16 protein-coding genes are annotated in these 16730 nt (G+C 44.7%); 8 read left to right on the forward strand and 8 right to left on the reverse strand.

Going from position 1 to position 16730, the window contains the following annotated elements; translation table 11 throughout:
- Positions 1-71: 71 nt before the first annotated feature.
- Genes AB4375_RS14895 through AB4375_RS14905 form a run of 3 tightly spaced genes read left to right on the forward strand, consistent with a single transcriptional unit; the run spans position 72 to position 3026 of the window.
- Complete coding sequence (locus AB4375_RS14895) at positions 72-1091, forward strand: glycosyltransferase family 2 protein (RefSeq protein WP_017062033.1); 1020 nt, start codon at positions 72-74, stop codon at positions 1089-1091.
- Entirely contained in the window at positions 1088-2575 is a 1488-nt protein-coding gene (locus tag AB4375_RS14900) for an ArnT family glycosyltransferase (RefSeq protein ID WP_372051886.1), read from the forward strand. The genes AB4375_RS14895 and AB4375_RS14900 overlap by 4 nt, the downstream gene beginning before the upstream one ends.
- Positions 2562-3026: a GtrA family protein gene (locus AB4375_RS14905; protein WP_017062031.1), complete on the forward strand. Its 465-nt coding sequence runs from the start codon at positions 2562-2564 to the stop codon at positions 3024-3026. Before AB4375_RS14900 ends, AB4375_RS14905 begins: the two co-directional genes overlap by 14 nt.
- Before the next feature lie 85 nt (positions 3027-3111).
- Here AB4375_RS14905 and AB4375_RS14910 read toward each other — a convergent pair whose 3' ends face one another.
- Positions 3112-5409, reverse strand: a complete 2298-nt coding sequence (locus AB4375_RS14910) for a YgiQ family radical SAM protein (protein WP_408063645.1) — start codon at positions 5407-5409, stop codon at positions 3112-3114.
- Between the two features lie 330 nt (positions 5410-5739).
- Here AB4375_RS14910 and AB4375_RS14915 point away from each other — a divergent pair, with 330 nt between their 5' ends.
- On the forward strand, positions 5740-6420 hold the full coding sequence (locus AB4375_RS14915; protein ID WP_017069996.1) for a hypothetical protein: 681 nt from the start codon (positions 5740-5742) through the stop codon (positions 6418-6420).
- 132 nt (positions 6421-6552) lie between these two features.
- A complete protein-coding gene (locus AB4375_RS14920) occupies positions 6553-6753 on the forward strand; it encodes a DUF4250 domain-containing protein (protein WP_004736508.1) in 201 nt (66 codons plus the stop codon).
- A 139-nt stretch (positions 6754-6892) separates the two neighbouring features.
- Here the strand turns inward: AB4375_RS14920 and AB4375_RS14925 are convergent, their stop codons facing one another.
- Positions 6893-7804, reverse strand: coding sequence for a LysR substrate-binding domain-containing protein (locus tag AB4375_RS14925; protein WP_372051889.1), 912 nt, complete (start codon positions 7802-7804; stop codon positions 6893-6895).
- Between the two features lie 280 nt (positions 7805-8084).
- Between AB4375_RS14925 and metE the strand changes: the two genes are divergently transcribed.
- Complete coding sequence (gene metE / locus AB4375_RS14930; protein ID WP_372051890.1) at positions 8085-10448, forward strand: 5-methyltetrahydropteroyltriglutamate--homocysteine S-methyltransferase; 2364 nt, start codon at positions 8085-8087, stop codon at positions 10446-10448.
- A gap of 92 nt (positions 10449-10540) precedes the next feature.
- Here the strand turns inward: metE and AB4375_RS14935 are convergent, their stop codons facing one another.
- From AB4375_RS14935 to AB4375_RS14960, 6 genes are all read right to left on the reverse strand, one after another.
- The gene (locus tag AB4375_RS14935; protein WP_017062026.1) at positions 10541-10936 is read right to left on the reverse strand and encodes a GspS/AspS pilotin family protein; all 396 of its coding nucleotides are present in this window, start codon (positions 10934-10936) and stop codon (positions 10541-10543) included.
- 1 nt (position 10937) lies between these two features.
- Positions 10938-11234 (reverse strand): YciI family protein, encoded by a 297-nt coding sequence (locus tag AB4375_RS14940; protein WP_010437999.1) that lies wholly within the window; start codon positions 11232-11234, stop codon positions 10938-10940.
- A gap of 195 nt (positions 11235-11429) precedes the next feature.
- A complete protein-coding gene (gene yciA / locus AB4375_RS14945) occupies positions 11430-11828 on the reverse strand; it encodes an acyl-CoA thioester hydrolase YciA (RefSeq protein ID WP_010438001.1) in 399 nt (132 codons plus the stop codon).
- A gap of 188 nt (positions 11829-12016) precedes the next feature.
- Positions 12017-12583, reverse strand: coding sequence for a septation protein A (locus AB4375_RS14950; RefSeq protein ID WP_017061509.1), 567 nt, complete (start codon positions 12581-12583; stop codon positions 12017-12019).
- A 133-nt stretch (positions 12584-12716) separates the two neighbouring features.
- Positions 12717-12965: a hypothetical protein gene (locus AB4375_RS14955; RefSeq protein WP_017069991.1), complete on the reverse strand. Its 249-nt coding sequence runs from the start codon at positions 12963-12965 to the stop codon at positions 12717-12719.
- Between the two features lie 286 nt (positions 12966-13251).
- Positions 13252-14139: a LysR substrate-binding domain-containing protein gene (locus AB4375_RS14960; RefSeq protein ID WP_372051891.1), complete on the reverse strand. Its 888-nt coding sequence runs from the start codon at positions 14137-14139 to the stop codon at positions 13252-13254.
- A 181-nt stretch (positions 14140-14320) separates the two neighbouring features.
- Here AB4375_RS14960 and hisC point away from each other — a divergent pair, with 181 nt between their 5' ends.
- Entirely contained in the window at positions 14321-15463 is a 1143-nt protein-coding gene (gene hisC / locus AB4375_RS14965; protein WP_372051893.1) for a histidinol-phosphate transaminase, read from the forward strand.
- 10 nt (positions 15464-15473) lie between these two features.
- The gene (locus AB4375_RS14970) at positions 15474-16247 is read left to right on the forward strand and encodes an ABC transporter substrate-binding protein (protein WP_102393430.1); all 774 of its coding nucleotides are present in this window, start codon (positions 15474-15476) and stop codon (positions 16245-16247) included.
- Positions 16248-16730: the final 483 nt, after the last annotated feature.

Genomic DNA, 16730 nt, shown 5'->3' on the forward strand with positions numbered 1-16730 from the left:
TATGTCAATAACATAACTTTCACTTATGGGAGGGTAGATTGGCTTCAGATTAAAAAATAGAAGAACGTATTATGTCTGAACTTCATATTAGCCGCCCTAAGATATCTACATCGCAGATCAATCCTGCGGTCTCTTTGTCTATCATTGTGCCTTTTTACGATGAACAAGAGGTATTGGAAGAGTTCCACTCTCGCCTTACCAAGGTGCTTGATAGCTTACCGATCACGAGTGAGATTGTTTATGTCGACGATGGCAGCAAAGACAACAGCTTGGACTTGGTGAGTTCATTCACTTCAATCAATAGCTCAATTTCTGTGATTGGTTTAAGCCGTAACTTTGGTAAAGAGTCAGCCATGAGTGCTGGTCTTGAGCATTGCCGAGGACAAGCGGTGATCTTGTTAGACGCAGACCTGCAAGATCCGCCGGAGCTGATCCCACAAATGGTTGCCAAGTGGCGCGAAGGCTATGACGTTGTGAATATGCAGCGCAGCCAGCGTGATGGTGAAACGTGGTTTAAGAAGTTTTCAGCAGCAAGCTTTTACAAAGTCATGAACGTGGCAGCGAAGATCGATGTTCCAGAAAATGTCGGTGATTTCCGACTGTTAAGCCGTGAAGTCGTCGACCATATCAATCAACTTCCTGAACGTAATCGCTACATGAAAGGTATTTTCTCATGGCCGGGTTTTAGGCAAGCAACGATTCAGTTTAAGCGCGATGCTCGCTTCTGTGGCGAGACGAAATGGAACTACCTGAAACTCATCGGATTGGCGATGGATGGCATCACATCATTTTCTATCCGCCCACTGCGTATTGCGACGGCCGTTGGTGGATTAGTGGCGCTTACCGCTTTTGTGTATGGCGTCTTCATCGTGTTCAAAACCATGATGTTTGGTGAGCCTATTACGGGCTACCCGTCAATGATGGTGGTTCAACTTGCCCTTGGCGGCATTCAACTTCTGAGTATTGGTTTAATGGGGGAATACATAGGTCGTATTTTCATCGAAACCAAGAACCGTCCTTTGTATCTGATCCAATCGGTGGTCGATACCCCTGCATTAAAAACGCATTTTAAATTAGAGGAGTCAGCATGAGCCTGAACCGAACGCACCTATGGTATTTGTTGGCTTTTGCATTGGTTCTAAGGCTCTTATCTCTGGCGACATACCCTTTAATGGACACTACGGAAGCGCGCTACGGTGAGATGGCTCGCTTGATGGTAGAAACCGGCAATTGGTTAACCCCTCAATTTGATTACGGCATCCCTTTCTGGGGTAAGCCTCCGATGTTTACCTGGATGAGCGCGATTGGCATTGAGCTGTTTGGTTTGAGTGAGTTTGCCGTTCGCGCACCACATTGGTTAGCGGGTGTAGCAACGATTTTGTTGACCGCTTACATGGCGAAACGAACAGGGCAAAGTGCGTTGGTTGCCGCGGTAGTGTTGGCGACATGTGGTATTTTCTCTATTGCGGCAGGTGCTGTGATGACAGACATCGCGTTAACCTTAGCGATGACTATTGCCATGCTGGGTTTCTACCTATGTTGGCTAGGAGGAGAAGCGGGGAAGGGTGAAGGGAGTGCGAAGACTAATCGGTCTTGGGGTTATGTTGGTTTCATTGGTTTAGCATTAGGCTTGCTGGCAAAAGGGCCGGTAGCGATTGTCATCATGGGTATCGCAGTTTTCCCTTGGTTGGTATTACAACACGGCTTCTTTGGTGCTTTCAAAGCGCTTTGGCAACGTTTCCCATTGTTGTCTGGTTTAGGTGTGATGTTAGCGATTGCTCTACCTTGGTACATCATGGCTGAAATGGCAACGCCGGGCTTCATCGACTACTTTATTGTTGGCGAACACTTTAAGCGTTTTGTTGTGAGTGGTTGGGAAGGGGATCTTTATGGTTCAGCCCATGATGAAACAAGAGGAATGATTTGGGTTTTCTGGATTCAAGCAGCTGCGCCGTGGTCGATTGTGTTGCCTATTTTGACTTTCGCCCGTCGTAAGAAAATCGCAGAAGTTAACGCTGAACATAGTGGGTTGTTTTCATTCCTTGTGTGTTGGTTGGTCTCTCCTCTAATTCTTTTCACTATGGCGGGTAATATTCTTCCAGCTTACGTCCTACCGGGTATTCCAGCCCTTGGCTTGCTGGTGGCAACGCTTGTGGTAGAAAAAGATAAGAAGTGGTTCTCGAGTGTGGCTTTGGTGCTACCTGTGCTGTTAATGATTGCGATGGTCTACCTCAACCTAGGCAAAGCGAACGAGAAAAGTGACCGTATTATCTTCGAGCAGATCACGGATGAAGCGCCGAGCTTTTACATCGGTAAACGACCGTTCTCTGGGCAATTTTACAGTCATGGACAAGCGAAAAAGCTACTTGATGTTAAGCAGTTAGATGGTATCGACAAGTTCTATCTGATTGGTAAAAGAGCGGAAGTGGAAACCAAGATTAAAGACAATGCGTTGACCTGTATTTTAGAGCCGACGGTGAAGATCAAGCGCGCTCTATTTAGTTGTCATAGCCAAAACATCAAACCAAATCTATCGTTGAGCCATATTCGAAGTGATGGCGATGTTCAATTTTAACTCGTCATCGAGACTGTTTAGCCACAAGTTCGACGTGCTAAACCAAAAACTACAACCTCATCATAAGATGATTAAATTCGCTATGGTGGGGTCGGGTGGCTTTGTTGTCGATTGTGCCGTGTTTGCGTTGCTGCATTACGTTATTGGGCTGCCGTTAATGAGTGCTCGAATTGGCTCTTTCATCGTTGCAGCAACGACAACTTGGTTTGGAAATCGAGTGTTGACCTTTGAATTCAAAGGGCAGGGGAATTGGTCCGAAAAGCTGATTCAATGGCAAAAGTTCATGTTCTCTGCATCAATATCGGCGATACCTAATTTGCTGTGCTTTAAGTTGATGACTGAATTGCTGCCTGCATTTACAGGGGCAGTGTTTATCGCAATGGCGGTTGGCATCTTGGTGGGCATGGTCAGTAACTATTTGCTTAGTCAGTATTGGGTGTTTGCTCGTTAGGCTATCTTGTAACAGACACAAAAAAGCGCAGCTAAATAGCTGCGCTTTGTGTTTTTACGATAGCGAAGTCAATCGGTTCGCGATATTAGCGTTGTGCTGCGCGCTGGCGGTTCTTGCCGTTACTTGCAGGTTTGCCACCTTGACCATTGCCCGCTTTGTTACGGTTTGGTTTGCCATTTCCGCCGCCATTACCTTGTGATTGCTGACCACCAGGACCTTTCTTAATGAAGCCAGTCGCTGGTTTACGAGCATTGCCATTACCGCCACCTTGGTTAGCATTACCTTGGCTACCGTTGCCGTTACCATTCGGCTTCTTGCCACCCGGTTTCTTACCAGAGTGGTTACGTGGGCTTTCGCCACCAAGACCTGGCTGAGATTTACTGTGCTTAGTCGCAAAGCGTTGTGAACCGTGACGACCAGACTTACGACGTTGTGCCGGTGTTTGTGCATCAAAGTCTTCTGCTGGTACTAGGCAGTTTGCTTTGTCACCAATTAGGTGCTGTTTACCCATGCTGATCAGTGCTTCACGGATGATTTTCCAGTTTTCAGGATCGTGGTAACGAAGCAGTGCTTTATGCAGACGACGTTGACGATCACCTTTCGGCACAGGAACATCTTCACGCTTCTTATATTTCACGCGTTTCAGAGGGTTAGTCTCTGAGTAGTACATCGACGTTGCATTACACATTGGCGATGGGTAGAAGTTCTGTACTTGGTCACACTCGTAGTTGTTCTTTTTCAGCCACATTGCAAGGTTAAGCATGTCTTCATCTTCTGTGCCCGGGTGAGCAGAGATAAAGTAAGGAATTAAGTACTGTTTCTTACCGGCTTCAGCGCTGTACTTCTCGAACATCTCTTTGAAACGATCGTAAGTGCCCATGCCCGGCTTCATCATCAGATCCAGTGGGCCTTTTTCAGTATGCTCTGGAGCAATCTTCAAGTAACCACCAACGTGGTGAGTCACAAGCTCACGAACGTATTCTGGAGATTCAATCGCTAAGTCGTAACGTACACCAGAAGCGATCATGATCTTCTTAACACCCGGTACTTTTCTCGCAGAGCGGTACAGGTCGATAGTGTGTTGATGGTCTGTGTTTAGCTTTTCACAGATTTTCGGGAACACACATGATGGACGACGACAGTTAATTTCAGCTTTTGGATCTGAACAACCTAAACGGTACATGTTCGCCGTTGGGCCGCCCAAGTCAGAAATAGTACCTGTGAAGCCCGGTACTTTATCTTTAATGTCTTCGATCTCATCCAAGATAGATTCTTTCGAACGGTTCTGAATGATGCGACCTTCGTGCTCTGTGATTGAACAGAAAGAACAACCACCAAAACAACCACGCATGATGTTAACCGAGGTTTTGATCATGTCGTATGCTGGGATTTTCGCTTTGCCGTACATCGGGTGCGGAACACGCTTGTACGCAAGGCCAAACACGTAGTCCATCTCTTCTGTGGTCAATGGAATAGGCGCTTGGTTAATCCAAAGCTCGCGATCACCGTGACGTTGAATCAGAGCACGACCTGAGTACGGGTTTGTCTCAAGGTGCAGAATACGACTAGCGTGAGCGTAAAGAATACGGTCATTGTTTAGCTTTTCGTAACCTGGGATACGAACCGCTGTAGTTTTTGCATCGTGACGAGAAGGGCGAATAGTAATAGGTTGCGCTTTTACTTCTTCTTTTTCGTCTTTCTTGGTATCACACTGAGTTTCAACTTCGTACGGGTTAACCGGAACATACGCTTTGTTCGGCTTTTCGATACGAGAAGAGTCAATGATCTTGAAGCCTTCAGGGGCCGCAGGAAGATTGATAGCAGTACCGCGGATATTGGTCAGCGTAGACATGTCTTCACCATCGGCAATGCGGTGTGCTACTTCAACCAGTGCACGCTCAGCGTTACCAAAAAGAAGAATGTCAGCTTTTGCATCAAACAATACAGAGCGGCGAACTTTATCTGACCAGTAGTCGTAGTGAGCTACACGACGTAAGCTCGCTTCAATACCACCAAGCACGATTGGCGTGCCTTTGTAAGCTTCACGACAACGTTGAGAATAAACCAGAGTTGCACGATCAGGACGCTTGCCACCTTCATTGTTCGGAGTATAAGCATCATCGTGACGTAATTTGCGATCAGAGGTGTAGCGGTTGATCATGGAGTCCATGTTACCCGCTGTGATGCCGAAGAATAGGTTAGGTTTACCTAGCTTCATGAAGGCATCTTTATTGTCCCACTTTGGTTGAGCAATAATGCCCACGCGGAAACCTTGAGCTTCAAGCAGACGGCCGATGATAGCCATACCAAAGCTCGGGTGATCGACATAAGCGTCACCAGTTACAATAATAATGTCACAGCTATCCCATCCAAGAGCATCCATCTCCTTTCTACTGGTAGGCAAAAAGGGTGCAGTTCCGTAGCACTCGGCCCAGTATTTTTTGTGTTCGTGAATAGGAGTGATATCGCTGTACATATTTCAACCTCTGATTTTTGAGGCGGGAATTATAGCGGCATGAGCCTAGACTAGCCAGTAGAACATGCCCCTGTTAGTTCTGGTGTCTTTCGTCTTTTTACGGTAAATGGCGACAAAAGAACCATACAACAGCATAGTTGAAGCCTTGAATAACGTCGCTAATTTGTGATTTTGATTAGTGTTCGCAGCAGTTTTTGATATTATTCGCGAAAATAAGTCTGAAGAAGTAGATCCACAATGGTCGAAACGTTATTAGTACAATTTGCTCCGATGCTTTTAGGAGCCCAACTGATCTTAACCCTCATCTTGGTGAAAGGGGATATTTGTCCGGGGCAGCGTGGTCGTATCCACAAGATGTTACCTGCGATTGGCGTGCTGTGGCTTGCCGTTGCCTCAGTAAAAATTGAAGCCTTTCTGGTCGTGTTTGCGATCTTTTATTTCTATTCTCAAGTTCAAACTAAGAAGACACGCGATTCTGGCCCTATTTGGGTGATGTACTTAGCTTGTGGTTTGGCATTGTCTTACGTTGCTATCCAAGCGACGGAACAAGCAACTACCGTTGGTATCATCACTACTGTATTGCTAGTGGCACTGTTAGGCTCAGCGTTTGGCCATTTACTGCTGACGATTGCAAGAACACGCTTACAGGCATTTCACCGTGTTCTGCCCGTTGTTGGTGTGCTGACGGGGATGTTAGTGGTTTTGGCGACAGTCGTGAGTGTTTATTCTCTGTCTGAAGCTCAACTAGAGCCTGTGATTTCAACGCTACTGTTCAGCTTTGCTTTGTTAATCTCCGCTATCGTGGTTTGGTGTTGGCATTTACTGTTCGTTAAAACCCCGGAAAAACTGCAACTGACGATTTCGTTACTGATGTTATTGGCGGCGGCTGTGGGTTTAACGCCTGTTTGGGCACTTTAATCGCGCACTTTCATTAATTACGTACGCTCATTAATCACGCATTCTCTTTAAGAAGTGTGATCAGTTTTTTAGCATGGCGTTGGTAAGCGTTCTAAACTTAATTCTAGTCGGTGTGTTCGTAAGGAGTACGAGATGGATTTAAGCAACGTCAAAGGTTTCGATAGCATTATCTTGCTGGGAATCGTGAATGAAAAACTTCGCCTAGAGTGCGATAGCTTTGAAGAGCTGATCAGTATGTATGAAATGGATATAGAAAGTGTTGTGGGTAAGCTGGATATGCTTGGCTATCAATACGACCCATTGACTAACCAGTTTAAGTCTTATCCAAGATAGTCTATTTTCGCGAATCAACAGATATCGAAAATCATCGGTACTGAAACTAAAAAGTCACAGATTATCTGTGACTTTTTTTGTTTCTGGCGTTTGTCTATCCGATTTAACAAAGGCTTAAGCGAGCCCAATAATGAACCTCTTAAACGACCTCAATGCCATCTAAGTGACTCTTACTTTGCTGTCTTGCTGTGCTAAAGAAAGCCTGCAGGTAACGTTTGTCTTTTTCTGAGTTTCTTACTGCGGCAAACAGTCTTCTTGAAAGCCCTTTACCTAACGGCTTGCTGGCTATCAAACCTTGTCTTGAGAACTCACTGATCGCCCAGTTTGGCAATGCCGCCACACCTAAACCCGCCGATACCATTTGCACCAACATCAAGGTGTTGTCTGCTTGTTTCCACTTCTTAGGTTCTACGCCTGCAGGCTGCAAAAAGTGTTTCACGACGTCTAAACGCTGCTTTTGAACTGGGTAGGAGAGCATGGTGAGATCGCTAAGATCTTGCGGATTAATGCTCGCTTTATCGGCCAAAGGCGAGTTGATCGCGGTGATAAGACGCATCTCAAAATCGAAAAGTGGCTCGTAATGAACTTCAGAACGAGGCTGTATATCTGATGTGATCACCAAATCTAGCTCGCCTGCCATTAGCGCGGGTAGCGGCTCAAACCCAAAGCCTGACGAGAAATCTAGCGTTACGCTTGGCCAAGCCACTTGATATTCCTTCAAAGCAGGCATTAACCATTGGAAGCATGAGTGACATTCAATCGCCATGTGCAAACGACCATTCACATCCTCTTTCAGGCTCGCGAGTTCGTTCTCCGCTTTAGCTATTCTTGGCTGTATCTCATCGGCAAGCCTAAGCAAAATCTCACCTTCAGAGGTGAACTTAACTGGTCTAGTTTTACGTAGGAAAAGCTGACCACCAATACGTGCCTCTAGGTCTTTCAATTGGTGTGAAAGTGCCGACTGAGTCAGGTGAAGAGAGGTTGCAGTCGCGGTTAGTGAGCCGCTGTCTCTTAAGGTGGTTAATGTTCGAAGGTGTTTAAGCTCTATCATGAGTATTCCTCATATTCCCTAAGCCAATTCAATATTTCTTAATAATCACCCTACGGGGTTTTCTTTCATTTGTAAACGTCTAGATGTCCAGATGGATTTAATTTTTCAGCTTTAGATTATTCAAGATGAATATTTTTAATAAACAAGATGAATATTTGGACGTTGTTCATCGTTCAGATTAGGGAGATAGTTTAGCCATCTAGACGCCTTGTAAAGAACTTAAACCATAAGCTAGGCAGTTTGATCGAACACTAAAAATTATTGAATAAGGAACAGGTTCATGACTACGACAACGCATATTTTAGGCTACCCTCGTATCGGCGAAAAACGCGAACTCAAATTCACTTTAGAAAAATACTGGCGCGGTGAGATTAACCAATCAGATTTAAAGCAACTCGGTAGCGAACTAAGAAATCGTAACTGGAATGTACAAGCTAAGGCGAATCTAAGCTTTGCAACTGCGGGTGACTTCGCATGGTACGACCATGTTCTAACAACGACGTTACTTCTAGGTCATGTACCTGAGCGTCACGCTGGTGGATCAGAAGGTGAAAAAGCCTTCCCAGATTTAGATACCTTGTTCCGCGTTGGTCGCGGTCAATCTCAAACTCAAATACAATCTCAAAGGCAGCCAACTTGTTGTGGCGCTAAGCACGGCTCTGAAAGCGCTAAAGATGGTGCAGCAGCATCAGATATGACGAAGTGGTTCAACACTAACTATCACTACATTGTTCCTGAGTTCAGTAAAGACGACACCTTTGAAGTGAGTTGGCCACAACTGTTTGACGAAGTGAGTGAAGCGATTAAAGCGGGGCATAAGGTGAAGCCAGTTCTTCTAGGTCCATTATCTTATTTATATCTCGGCAAGGAAGTAGAAGAGGGCTTTGACCGTTTAACTTTGCTTCCACGCTTGCTTACCGCTTACCAAGCGATTCTGGCAAAACTGGCCAAGTTGGGGGTTGAGTGGGTTCAAATTGATGAGCCAATTCTTGCCCTCGAGCTTGAAAAACAATGGGCTGATTCATTTAAATTGGCATACCAAGTTATTCAAGGGGAAGTGAAACTGCTATTAACCACGTACTTCGATTCGGTGACAGATACCTTAGACAAAATCGTCAAACTACCGGTTAACGGGCTGCATATCGATCTAGCTGCAGCGCCACAGCAGCTTGATGAAGTCGTTAGTCAATTACCGGCGGAGTGGGTGTTGTCTGCTGGTGTGATCAACGGACGCAATGTTTGGCGAGCTGACTTAGCCGCGCAGCTTGAGTTGCTGCAACCTGTGAAAGACAAGCTAGGCGATAAACTATGGGTCGCAAGTTCATGTTCACTGCTGCATAGCCCGGTTGACCTTGAGTTAGAAGAGACGCTTAGCGAAGAAGTGAAGAGTTGGTTTGCCTTTGCAAAACAGAAAGTCACTGAGGTGAGCTTATTGGGTGCGGCGTTAGACGGAGACCAAAATGCCATTTTAGCGTGTGAGACGTATAGCCACCCGATTGTTGCACGCAAGAGTGCAACTCATGTGAATAAGCCGCAAGTTCAAGCTCGTATTAACACGATAACTAAAGCGCTAGCAGAGCGCACTGCTCCATACGCAGAACGTGCCGCGCACCAGTCTGAGGTGTTAGGCTTACCGCTGTTACCAACCACAACCATTGGTTCATTCCCACAGACAGGCGAGATCCGTGTTCAACGTAGCGCTTACCGCACTGGCAAACTGAGTGAAGCTGAATATAACACTGCATTGAAAGGCCATATTGCGGATGCCGTTAAACGTCAAGAAGCACTGGATTTGGATGTGCTTGTTCATGGCGAAGCTGAACGTAACGACATGGTGGAGTACTTTGTAGAAAACCTAGCAGGCTTTCAAACCACTAAGTTTGGTTGGGTACAAAGCTATGGCTCACGCTGCGTGAAGCCGGCGATTGTGGTCGCGGATATAGAGCGTGAGAAGCCGATGACCGTAGAATGGTCGACCTATGCCCAATCTCTGACCTCGAAGCAGATGAAAGGGATGCTGACAGGCCCAGTCACTATCTTATGTTGGACATTCCCACGTGAAGACATTTCACGCAAAGAGATCACTAATCAATTGGCATTTGCGCTGCGAGATGAAGTGTCTGATTTGCAAGACGCGGGCATCAACATTATCCAAATCGATGAACCAGCGATTCGTGAAGGTCTGCCATTGAAAAAGCGCGACCACGCAGAATACCTAGAGTGGGCGGTCGATGCCTTTAAGATCTCGGCCGCGAGTGCTAAACCAGAGACGCAAATTCATACTCACATGTGCTACAGCGAGTTCAACGAAATCATTGATTCAGTGGCCGCATTAGACGCCGATGTGATTACCATTGAAACCTCTCGTTCAAATATGGAACTATTGAAAGCGTTTGAAGAGTTTAACTATCCGAATGCGATAGGCCCGGGTGTTTACGATATTCACTCGCCAAACATTCCTTCAGAGGAGTGGATTGTGGATTTACTTAAGAAAGCGGCAGAAAGAATCCCAGCAGAACGTTTGTGGGCGAACCCAGATTGTGGATTAAAGACTCGTAACTGGGCAGAAACAGAAGCCGCACTGACAAACCTTGTGTCGGCAACTAAAGCACTGCGTAAAGAGTGGGGATCAACCGAGGCATAATTCAGCTTAGGATTTTGATTGCTTCATAAAACAAAGGCCTCGCATTTGCGAGGCCTTCTGGTTTTATACTTGTTCGAATCTCGAGCTAGAATCTAGCTGCTGCTCTGACACGTCTCTTTGCTGATCAACTTCTCAACCATCAGTTGTCCGCGAGTGTTGCGAATCTTGATGTTGTAAGCCAAGCCCATATCAAGGTTTGCTCTCACTTCAGAGTTGGTGCAGTAGCTATTCACACTCATGTCTACAACTTGGTTTAAAGGCTTAGCACCTTTTGCATCTTGGTTGTAGATCATCATGATTTCGATAACCGTGTTTTTTGCTAGCACGCGCATGACCGACAGTGGACCATACTCAATCGGCAGGCCTGCAGATAAAACGCCAGCTCGGTGCTGCGCCATCATCTCTAGCTGTCTTTGTTCGTCTTGCTCACTTGAAGCACAGCCTGCAAGCAGAGCTAAAGCCAGTGAGCCAATAATCCATTTTTTCACGTTAAAATACTTTCTTGAATGGTTTTACAATGACATTTTGGTAGACACCTGCCTCAATGTACGGATCTGCGTCTGCCCATACCTGTGCGTCCTCTAAAGAATTAAACTCAGCAATTACAGTAGAGCCAGTGAAGCCGGCTTCACCAGGGTTGTCTGAATCAATCGCAGGCATTGGGCCAGCAGTCAAAAGTCGGCCTTCATCGTGAAGTGTTTGCAGGCGTTCTAGATGTTGTGGGCGAACACTTAGGCGCTTTTCTAATGAATTTTCGACGTCTTGAGAAAAAATCACGTACCACATATTGGTATATCCTTATTTTACTTCACTGAATTGGGGGCGTTTAAATTCGCTATCTTGCTAATTTACGCGAACTAATTGGTATTGGAAGAGCTAATGATAAGAAATTGTGAAATGGTGCGAGAGAGAAGTATGGTCTTTAGCGATTTCATTCGTTGAAACTAAAGACCGTCTACATTAGCAGCTTGGTGAAAAGTACTATTTATTGATCGGGCGAGGCTTACCACCCTCATCGACAGCAACGTAGTTGAACGTTGCTCCACAAACCTTATATCGGTCGCCGATGCCGTGATCAAGTACAGGCTTAACCCATACTTCTAGGTCGATATTCATCGAGCTACGGCCAATCTTGGTGCAGTCACCATAAACACACACAACATCACCCACTGAAACCGGCTGTTTGAACTCAATACTCGATACTGAAACAGTGACAATCTTGCCGTTAGAGATCTCCTTCGCCAGTATGCCGCCAGCAAGGTCAAGCTGAGACATTATCCAACCACCGAAAATCTGGCCTGCTGCATTTGTATCAGAAGGCATCGCTAATGTGCGAAGAAGTAAAGAACCAATCGGGTTCAAAGTTGATTGAATAGTCATTGTCGTACTCTTAATGGTATTGATTGTTTTATATAAAAATAGATGTGTTTACGAGACTCGTGGTGGTCTAATTTTTAACGTCTTCACCGAACACAAATAATCAGCGGCCAATGATCACGAGTATCATTGGCCAATCGCATATTGATAATAATTGTATCAAATAGGGTATGAGGACTCATCCCTAAGGGCTATTTCTCGTCGGTATTTTTATCCGTTAACTCTTTCTGCTGGTCTTTTGGTAGATGCTTATAGATATAAACACCAGTGAGCAAGGTGAAGAGCAAGGTCGCGATGAGTAGACCAAACACTTTGAAGTTGACCCAAACATCCAACGGTAGGCTGAAAGCAACGTAAACGTTGAGAACGGCACATAGGGTAAAGAACAGCGTCCATGCCCAGTTGATCTTGCCCCATACCGAATCAGGCAGTGTGATCTCTTTGCCTAACATACCTTTAATCGCTGATTTGCCCATGATGTGACTGACCGTCAGGCCAATCGCAAACAGTGCGTAAACGATGGTGACTTTCCATTTAATGAAGTTGTCGTCGTGCAAGAAGATGGTCATGCCACCAAATACGGCAACCATTAGAAAGGTGATGACCTGCATTTTTTCGACTTTCTTGTAGATGAAATAAGTCAAAATAATTTGAACTGCAGAGGCAACGATCAAAGCGCCGGTCGCGGTATAGATGTCGTACATCTTATAAAGCGCAAAGAAAATAATGAGAGGAATGAAATCAAGAATTTGTTTCATGAGACACTGACTATCCAGTTAGTTGAGTTGCTTACAGTCTAACGAAAACTGTCTCGATGCTAAATAGCTCGAGACAATTGGGTGCCAATTAATTCAATCTAACCACTCATCGTGTTTAAAGAGTTGAAGCAGGTTATCGCATTGACGAGGTTTGATAGCGAGGTATCAGCTTTTTGATATCTTCAAGGTAACCTTCGCTCTTTAAGCTGTCTAAGGTGTTTTCGAGCTCTTGCTCACTCATGGCAAAACATGTCGATTTACCGGTCGTTAGGTCGAGATACTCGTGATATTCACGCTCTGTGAAGTGGCCAATTCTGTCCATTAATAAGGTTTTAATTCCATGGTGAATCAAGCCGTAATACGTATGTCTTTGTAAGGTCATAGCCTATCCTCCGTGACAAGCTGCAGTGAAACTGTTGCAACCTGCTGTATATTGGTTGGGTTATCTATGACAAAGCAATTCGAATGCCATTTTCTCTAGTTGAACGGAACATTTTCCCTACCAGATAGAATTGAACTTCTTTTCAAATAGTTAAGGCGAGGTACGTTCTATTCTCTGACAACCAATACGTAACAGACATAAAATAGTTTCATTTTGAGAACGATGAAATTCTCATTATGACGCTCTACTGCCGTTTATAGTGTGCTTCTATCTACGGTGATTGCCGCTAATCGACAAGCCAATCAACCAGCGTAGATAAAGATGGATTTTGTCGATTCTTAGGCTGCAGCAAAAAGTAACCATTTCCAGAAAAGACACTGCCTTCACTCACTTTCACCAACCTGCCCAAATCAATATCTTGTTTTGCTAGCGTGATGTCGCCTATAGCAATGCCAAACCCTTGAATGGCTGCGTTCATCGCTTGATCAAGTGTCGCGAATTGTTGGTTGTTCTTACTTGAAAGGTCATGACTGCCTATGTGCTCTAACCAAAGTCGCCAATCACTTTGCTCATTGTTAGCGTGTAACCAAGTGTATTGAGCGAGCTTGTGTGGCTTGATGATGGTCGATGCGTCGTCGACAAGATGGCTCTGTGTAATGCTTTGTGCTTGGCAAACGGGCGCTAGCTGCTCGTTAAACAATAATTGGCTGATAATCGATTGTTGGTTTGGCTTCTTACCATAGGTAATTACGGCGTCAAACGGATCAAAGCTTGGTTCGAAGACGTGCTTGATGGTCGACGTTAGTTCGACATCAATTTCAGGATAGGCTTGCTGAAAAGACATCAACTTAGGTAGTAGCCAAGAGGTAATACAGCTCGGTGCGTTGAGTTTGATCTTAGACGGAGAGCTAGCCACTTGATTTAGAGCCGATTGCAGCTGATGAATAGTTCCTTGTATCAGGGGAACCAGTTCTTCTCCTTTCGGCGTTAAAGACAATCCGCGAGCATGGCGATAGAAGAGATCACAGCAAAGGCTTTCTTCAAACGACAATACCTGACGACTCACTGCACCTTGCGTAACATTGAGCTCATGTGCCGCGCGTGTAAAGTTGAGGTGCCTTGCCGTAGACAAAAACGCGAGCAAGGTTTTGGTTGAAGGAAGTGTGCGATTCATATCTTTACCTATGACTTTTTATCATGGCTATTATGTGATTATTTCGATTCATTTATCAATAGTGTTTTGTTTGAATGTAAATACTTAATCATCATTTGTGATTCAATATGTGTATAAGTCACATTTTTTGAATATGAAGGCAATGATGAAGACATTGTGATTTTGTGAAAGGGATAGCTTCTTGACATCTTTTATTGATAGCTTAGTGCCTCAGGCTGTAAAAAAATTAATACCTTATCAATCGGCAAGAAGAATTGGTGGTGATGGACGTGTCTGGCTAAACGCCAATGAATTGGAAAGCTCGCTGTTTCAAGGAGAAGCAAGTCACAACCGATACCCAGACTTCTTACCACAAGATATTGCTAAGGCTTATCAAGATTACTGTAGTACCGATGCCGCGACTGTGGCTGTTCGTGGTGCAGATGAAGCGATTGATTTGCTGATCAGAACATTCTGTAAACCGGCGTGCGACAACATACTTATCTGCTCTCCAACGTATGCGATGTATGAGTTTTGCGCTGATGCATTGGCGATCAATACCTTGGACTCTCGATTGCAGGAAGATTTCAGCCTGAACGTCGCTGATATTGTGAATAAGGCAAAACTGGCGAATATCGTGTTTCTTTGCTCACCAAACAATCCAACGGGCAATGTGATTCCTAAATCGGATTTGATTCAGGTACTGGAAGGCACGACTGGAAAATCTCTAGTGGTCGTCGATGAAGCGTATATCGAATTTGAACCACAAACGTCAGCCGTTAGCCTTATTGAGCGTTATCCGCACTTGGTTGTGATTCGCACTTTGTCTAAGGCATTTGGACTGGCTGCAGTTCGTTGTGGTTTTATCTTAGCGAGTCAAAATGTGATGCAGTATGTCGCGAAGCTGATTCCACCTTATCCGATGCCAGATTGCTCATCTCAAATTGTATTAGACGCGTTGTCTGATGAACGAGTCTCAGTGATGCAAGATGCGACGCAGAATCTGGTTGAGCTGCGTAACTGGTTTGCTTGTGAGTTAACGCAGTTTGATTTCATCGAGTCTGTTTACCCTTCATCGACAAACTTCATTTTGCTGCGTCAAAAAGCCGGGCATCAAGTGTTCAGTGTCTTGGCGAAGGACGGCATTGTGACAAGGAACCAAAACCATGAACCGGCTTTGCGTAACTGTGTTCGAATCAGTATTGGTAGCCAAGAGAGCATGCTAGAAGTGATAACGTCACTAACACGTTACCAAACCGAATTAGAACAGAGTCAACAAGGCAAACACATTCAACAAGCTCAACATAAAGAGACTCAATCTCAACTCGATAAAGATCATATCTAGGATGGCAATGATGAAAAAGATAATACTAGGACTCGCTTGTGCGGTCGCTTTACTTGGTACAACGGTACAGGCGAAAGAAATCCGTTTGGCGTCGGACTTTACGTATCCGCCATTCAACTATAAAAACAGCGACGGTGTGCCTGTCGGGTTTGATATTGAGATAGCTGATGCTTTGTGTGAGCAAGCTAAACTCGATTGTACTTGGGTTTCACAAAGCTGGGATTCGCTAATTCCAAGTTTGTTGGCAAGAAAGTCGGATGTGATCATGGCTTCGATGCGCATTACCGAAGAGCGTAAGCGTAAAATCTTATTTACTGACAAGTACTACCAAACACCAGCCGTATTTGTTGCTGCTAAAAGCGCAGAATTCAGCGTTGATGAGGCAGGCTTAGCGGGTAAAACCATCGGTGTTCAGCAAGGTACGATTCACGATCGCTACGTAACCGACAAGTTTGGTAGTGTTGCCAACATTAAGCGTTACACAGGGCAAGATGAAGTGTATCTGGATCTGCAAAACGGTCGCTTAGATCTAACCTTCGGCAACTCAGATCAACTGTCATTGGCTTTCTTAGATAAGAAAGAAGGCGAGGGTTTTGAGTTCAAAGGCAAAGCCGTTACCGACAAAGCCTACATCGGTGAGGGTACGGCGTTAGCATTAAGAAAGCAGGATTCAAAATTGGCGAAACAATTCAATGCTGCGATTGAAGAGATCAGAGCAAACGGTACTTACGACAAGATCGCCGCTAAGTACTTCACGTTTGATATCTATGGCGCTGATTTGTAATTCGTTTAACGCCTAAAAATTAGAACACCAAAAACAAAAATCCGAGGGCTGTAAGGCTCTCGGATTTTTGTTACAAACAATTCATCCTCTCAAGCTTCTCTATATTGCCTTTATCTATTCTTGTTACCTAAATCCAACCGAAAACCTTGCCTTCATCACCTCACAAAGCACTGTTCACGACTCGCGTTTTCGATCGAGGAGACCTTCTTTGTCGTGCTCCATAACTGAATTTAATGTCTTAAAATAACATAAATAGATCGATACTCTTTTACTAAGAGATTGTTCTTAAAGCAGTTGAAAGTAATCGAAATTACAAAAAAATCCAAAGTAGAACTGATTAATGGTCTAATTAGTCCCAAATATGATTGGTATCACAATCAATTAGGTTCTCAGGCCAATAGATAAACCTTAGTTCACAAAATATACATATAGTATTGTAATACAAAATTCATAGGGTAAGAATATTGTAATGAAACGTTACTG

It is taken from the genome of Vibrio sp. 10N.261.51.C6, assembly GCF_041471785.1.
GTDB lineage: Bacteria > Pseudomonadota > Gammaproteobacteria > Enterobacterales > Vibrionaceae > Vibrio > Vibrio crassostreae_C.

Excerpts from the sequence above, each read along its gene's own strand:
- AB4375_RS14970 (WP_102393430.1), top strand. The coding sequence starts at position 15,474 with ATGAAAAAGATAATACTAGGACTCGCTTGTGCGGTCGCTTTACTTGGT.
- AB4375_RS14940 (WP_010437999.1), bottom strand. The coding sequence starts at position 11,234 with ATGTGGTACGTGATTTTTTCTCAAGACGTCGAAAATTCATTAGAAAAG.
- AB4375_RS14920 (WP_004736508.1), top strand. The coding sequence starts at position 6,553 with ATGGATTTAAGCAACGTCAAAGGTTTCGATAGCATTATCTTGCTGGGA.
- AB4375_RS14910 (WP_408063645.1), bottom strand. The coding sequence starts at position 5,409 with ATGGATGCTCTTGGATGGGATAGCTGTGACATTATTATTGTAACTGGT.
- AB4375_RS14895 (WP_017062033.1), top strand. The coding sequence starts at position 72 with ATGTCTGAACTTCATATTAGCCGCCCTAAGATATCTACATCGCAGATC.
- metE (WP_372051890.1), top strand. The coding sequence starts at position 8,085 with ATGACTACGACAACGCATATTTTAGGCTACCCTCGTATCGGCGAAAAA.
- yciA (WP_010438001.1), bottom strand. The coding sequence starts at position 11,828 with ATGACTATTCAATCAACTTTGAACCCGATTGGTTCTTTACTTCTTCGC.
- AB4375_RS14925 (WP_372051889.1), bottom strand. The coding sequence starts at position 7,804 with ATGATAGAGCTTAAACACCTTCGAACATTAACCACCTTAAGAGACAGC.
- AB4375_RS14905 (WP_017062031.1), top strand. The coding sequence starts at position 2,562 with ATGTTCAATTTTAACTCGTCATCGAGACTGTTTAGCCACAAGTTCGAC.
- AB4375_RS14960 (WP_372051891.1), bottom strand. The coding sequence starts at position 14,139 with ATGAATCGCACACTTCCTTCAACCAAAACCTTGCTCGCGTTTTTGTCT.
- AB4375_RS14955 (WP_017069991.1), bottom strand. The coding sequence starts at position 12,965 with ATGACCTTACAAAGACATACGTATTACGGCTTGATTCACCATGGAATT.
- AB4375_RS14950 (WP_017061509.1), bottom strand. The coding sequence starts at position 12,583 with ATGAAACAAATTCTTGATTTCATTCCTCTCATTATTTTCTTTGCGCTT.
- AB4375_RS14900 (WP_372051886.1), top strand. The coding sequence starts at position 1,088 with ATGAGCCTGAACCGAACGCACCTATGGTATTTGTTGGCTTTTGCATTG.
- AB4375_RS14915 (WP_017069996.1), top strand. The coding sequence starts at position 5,740 with ATGGTCGAAACGTTATTAGTACAATTTGCTCCGATGCTTTTAGGAGCC.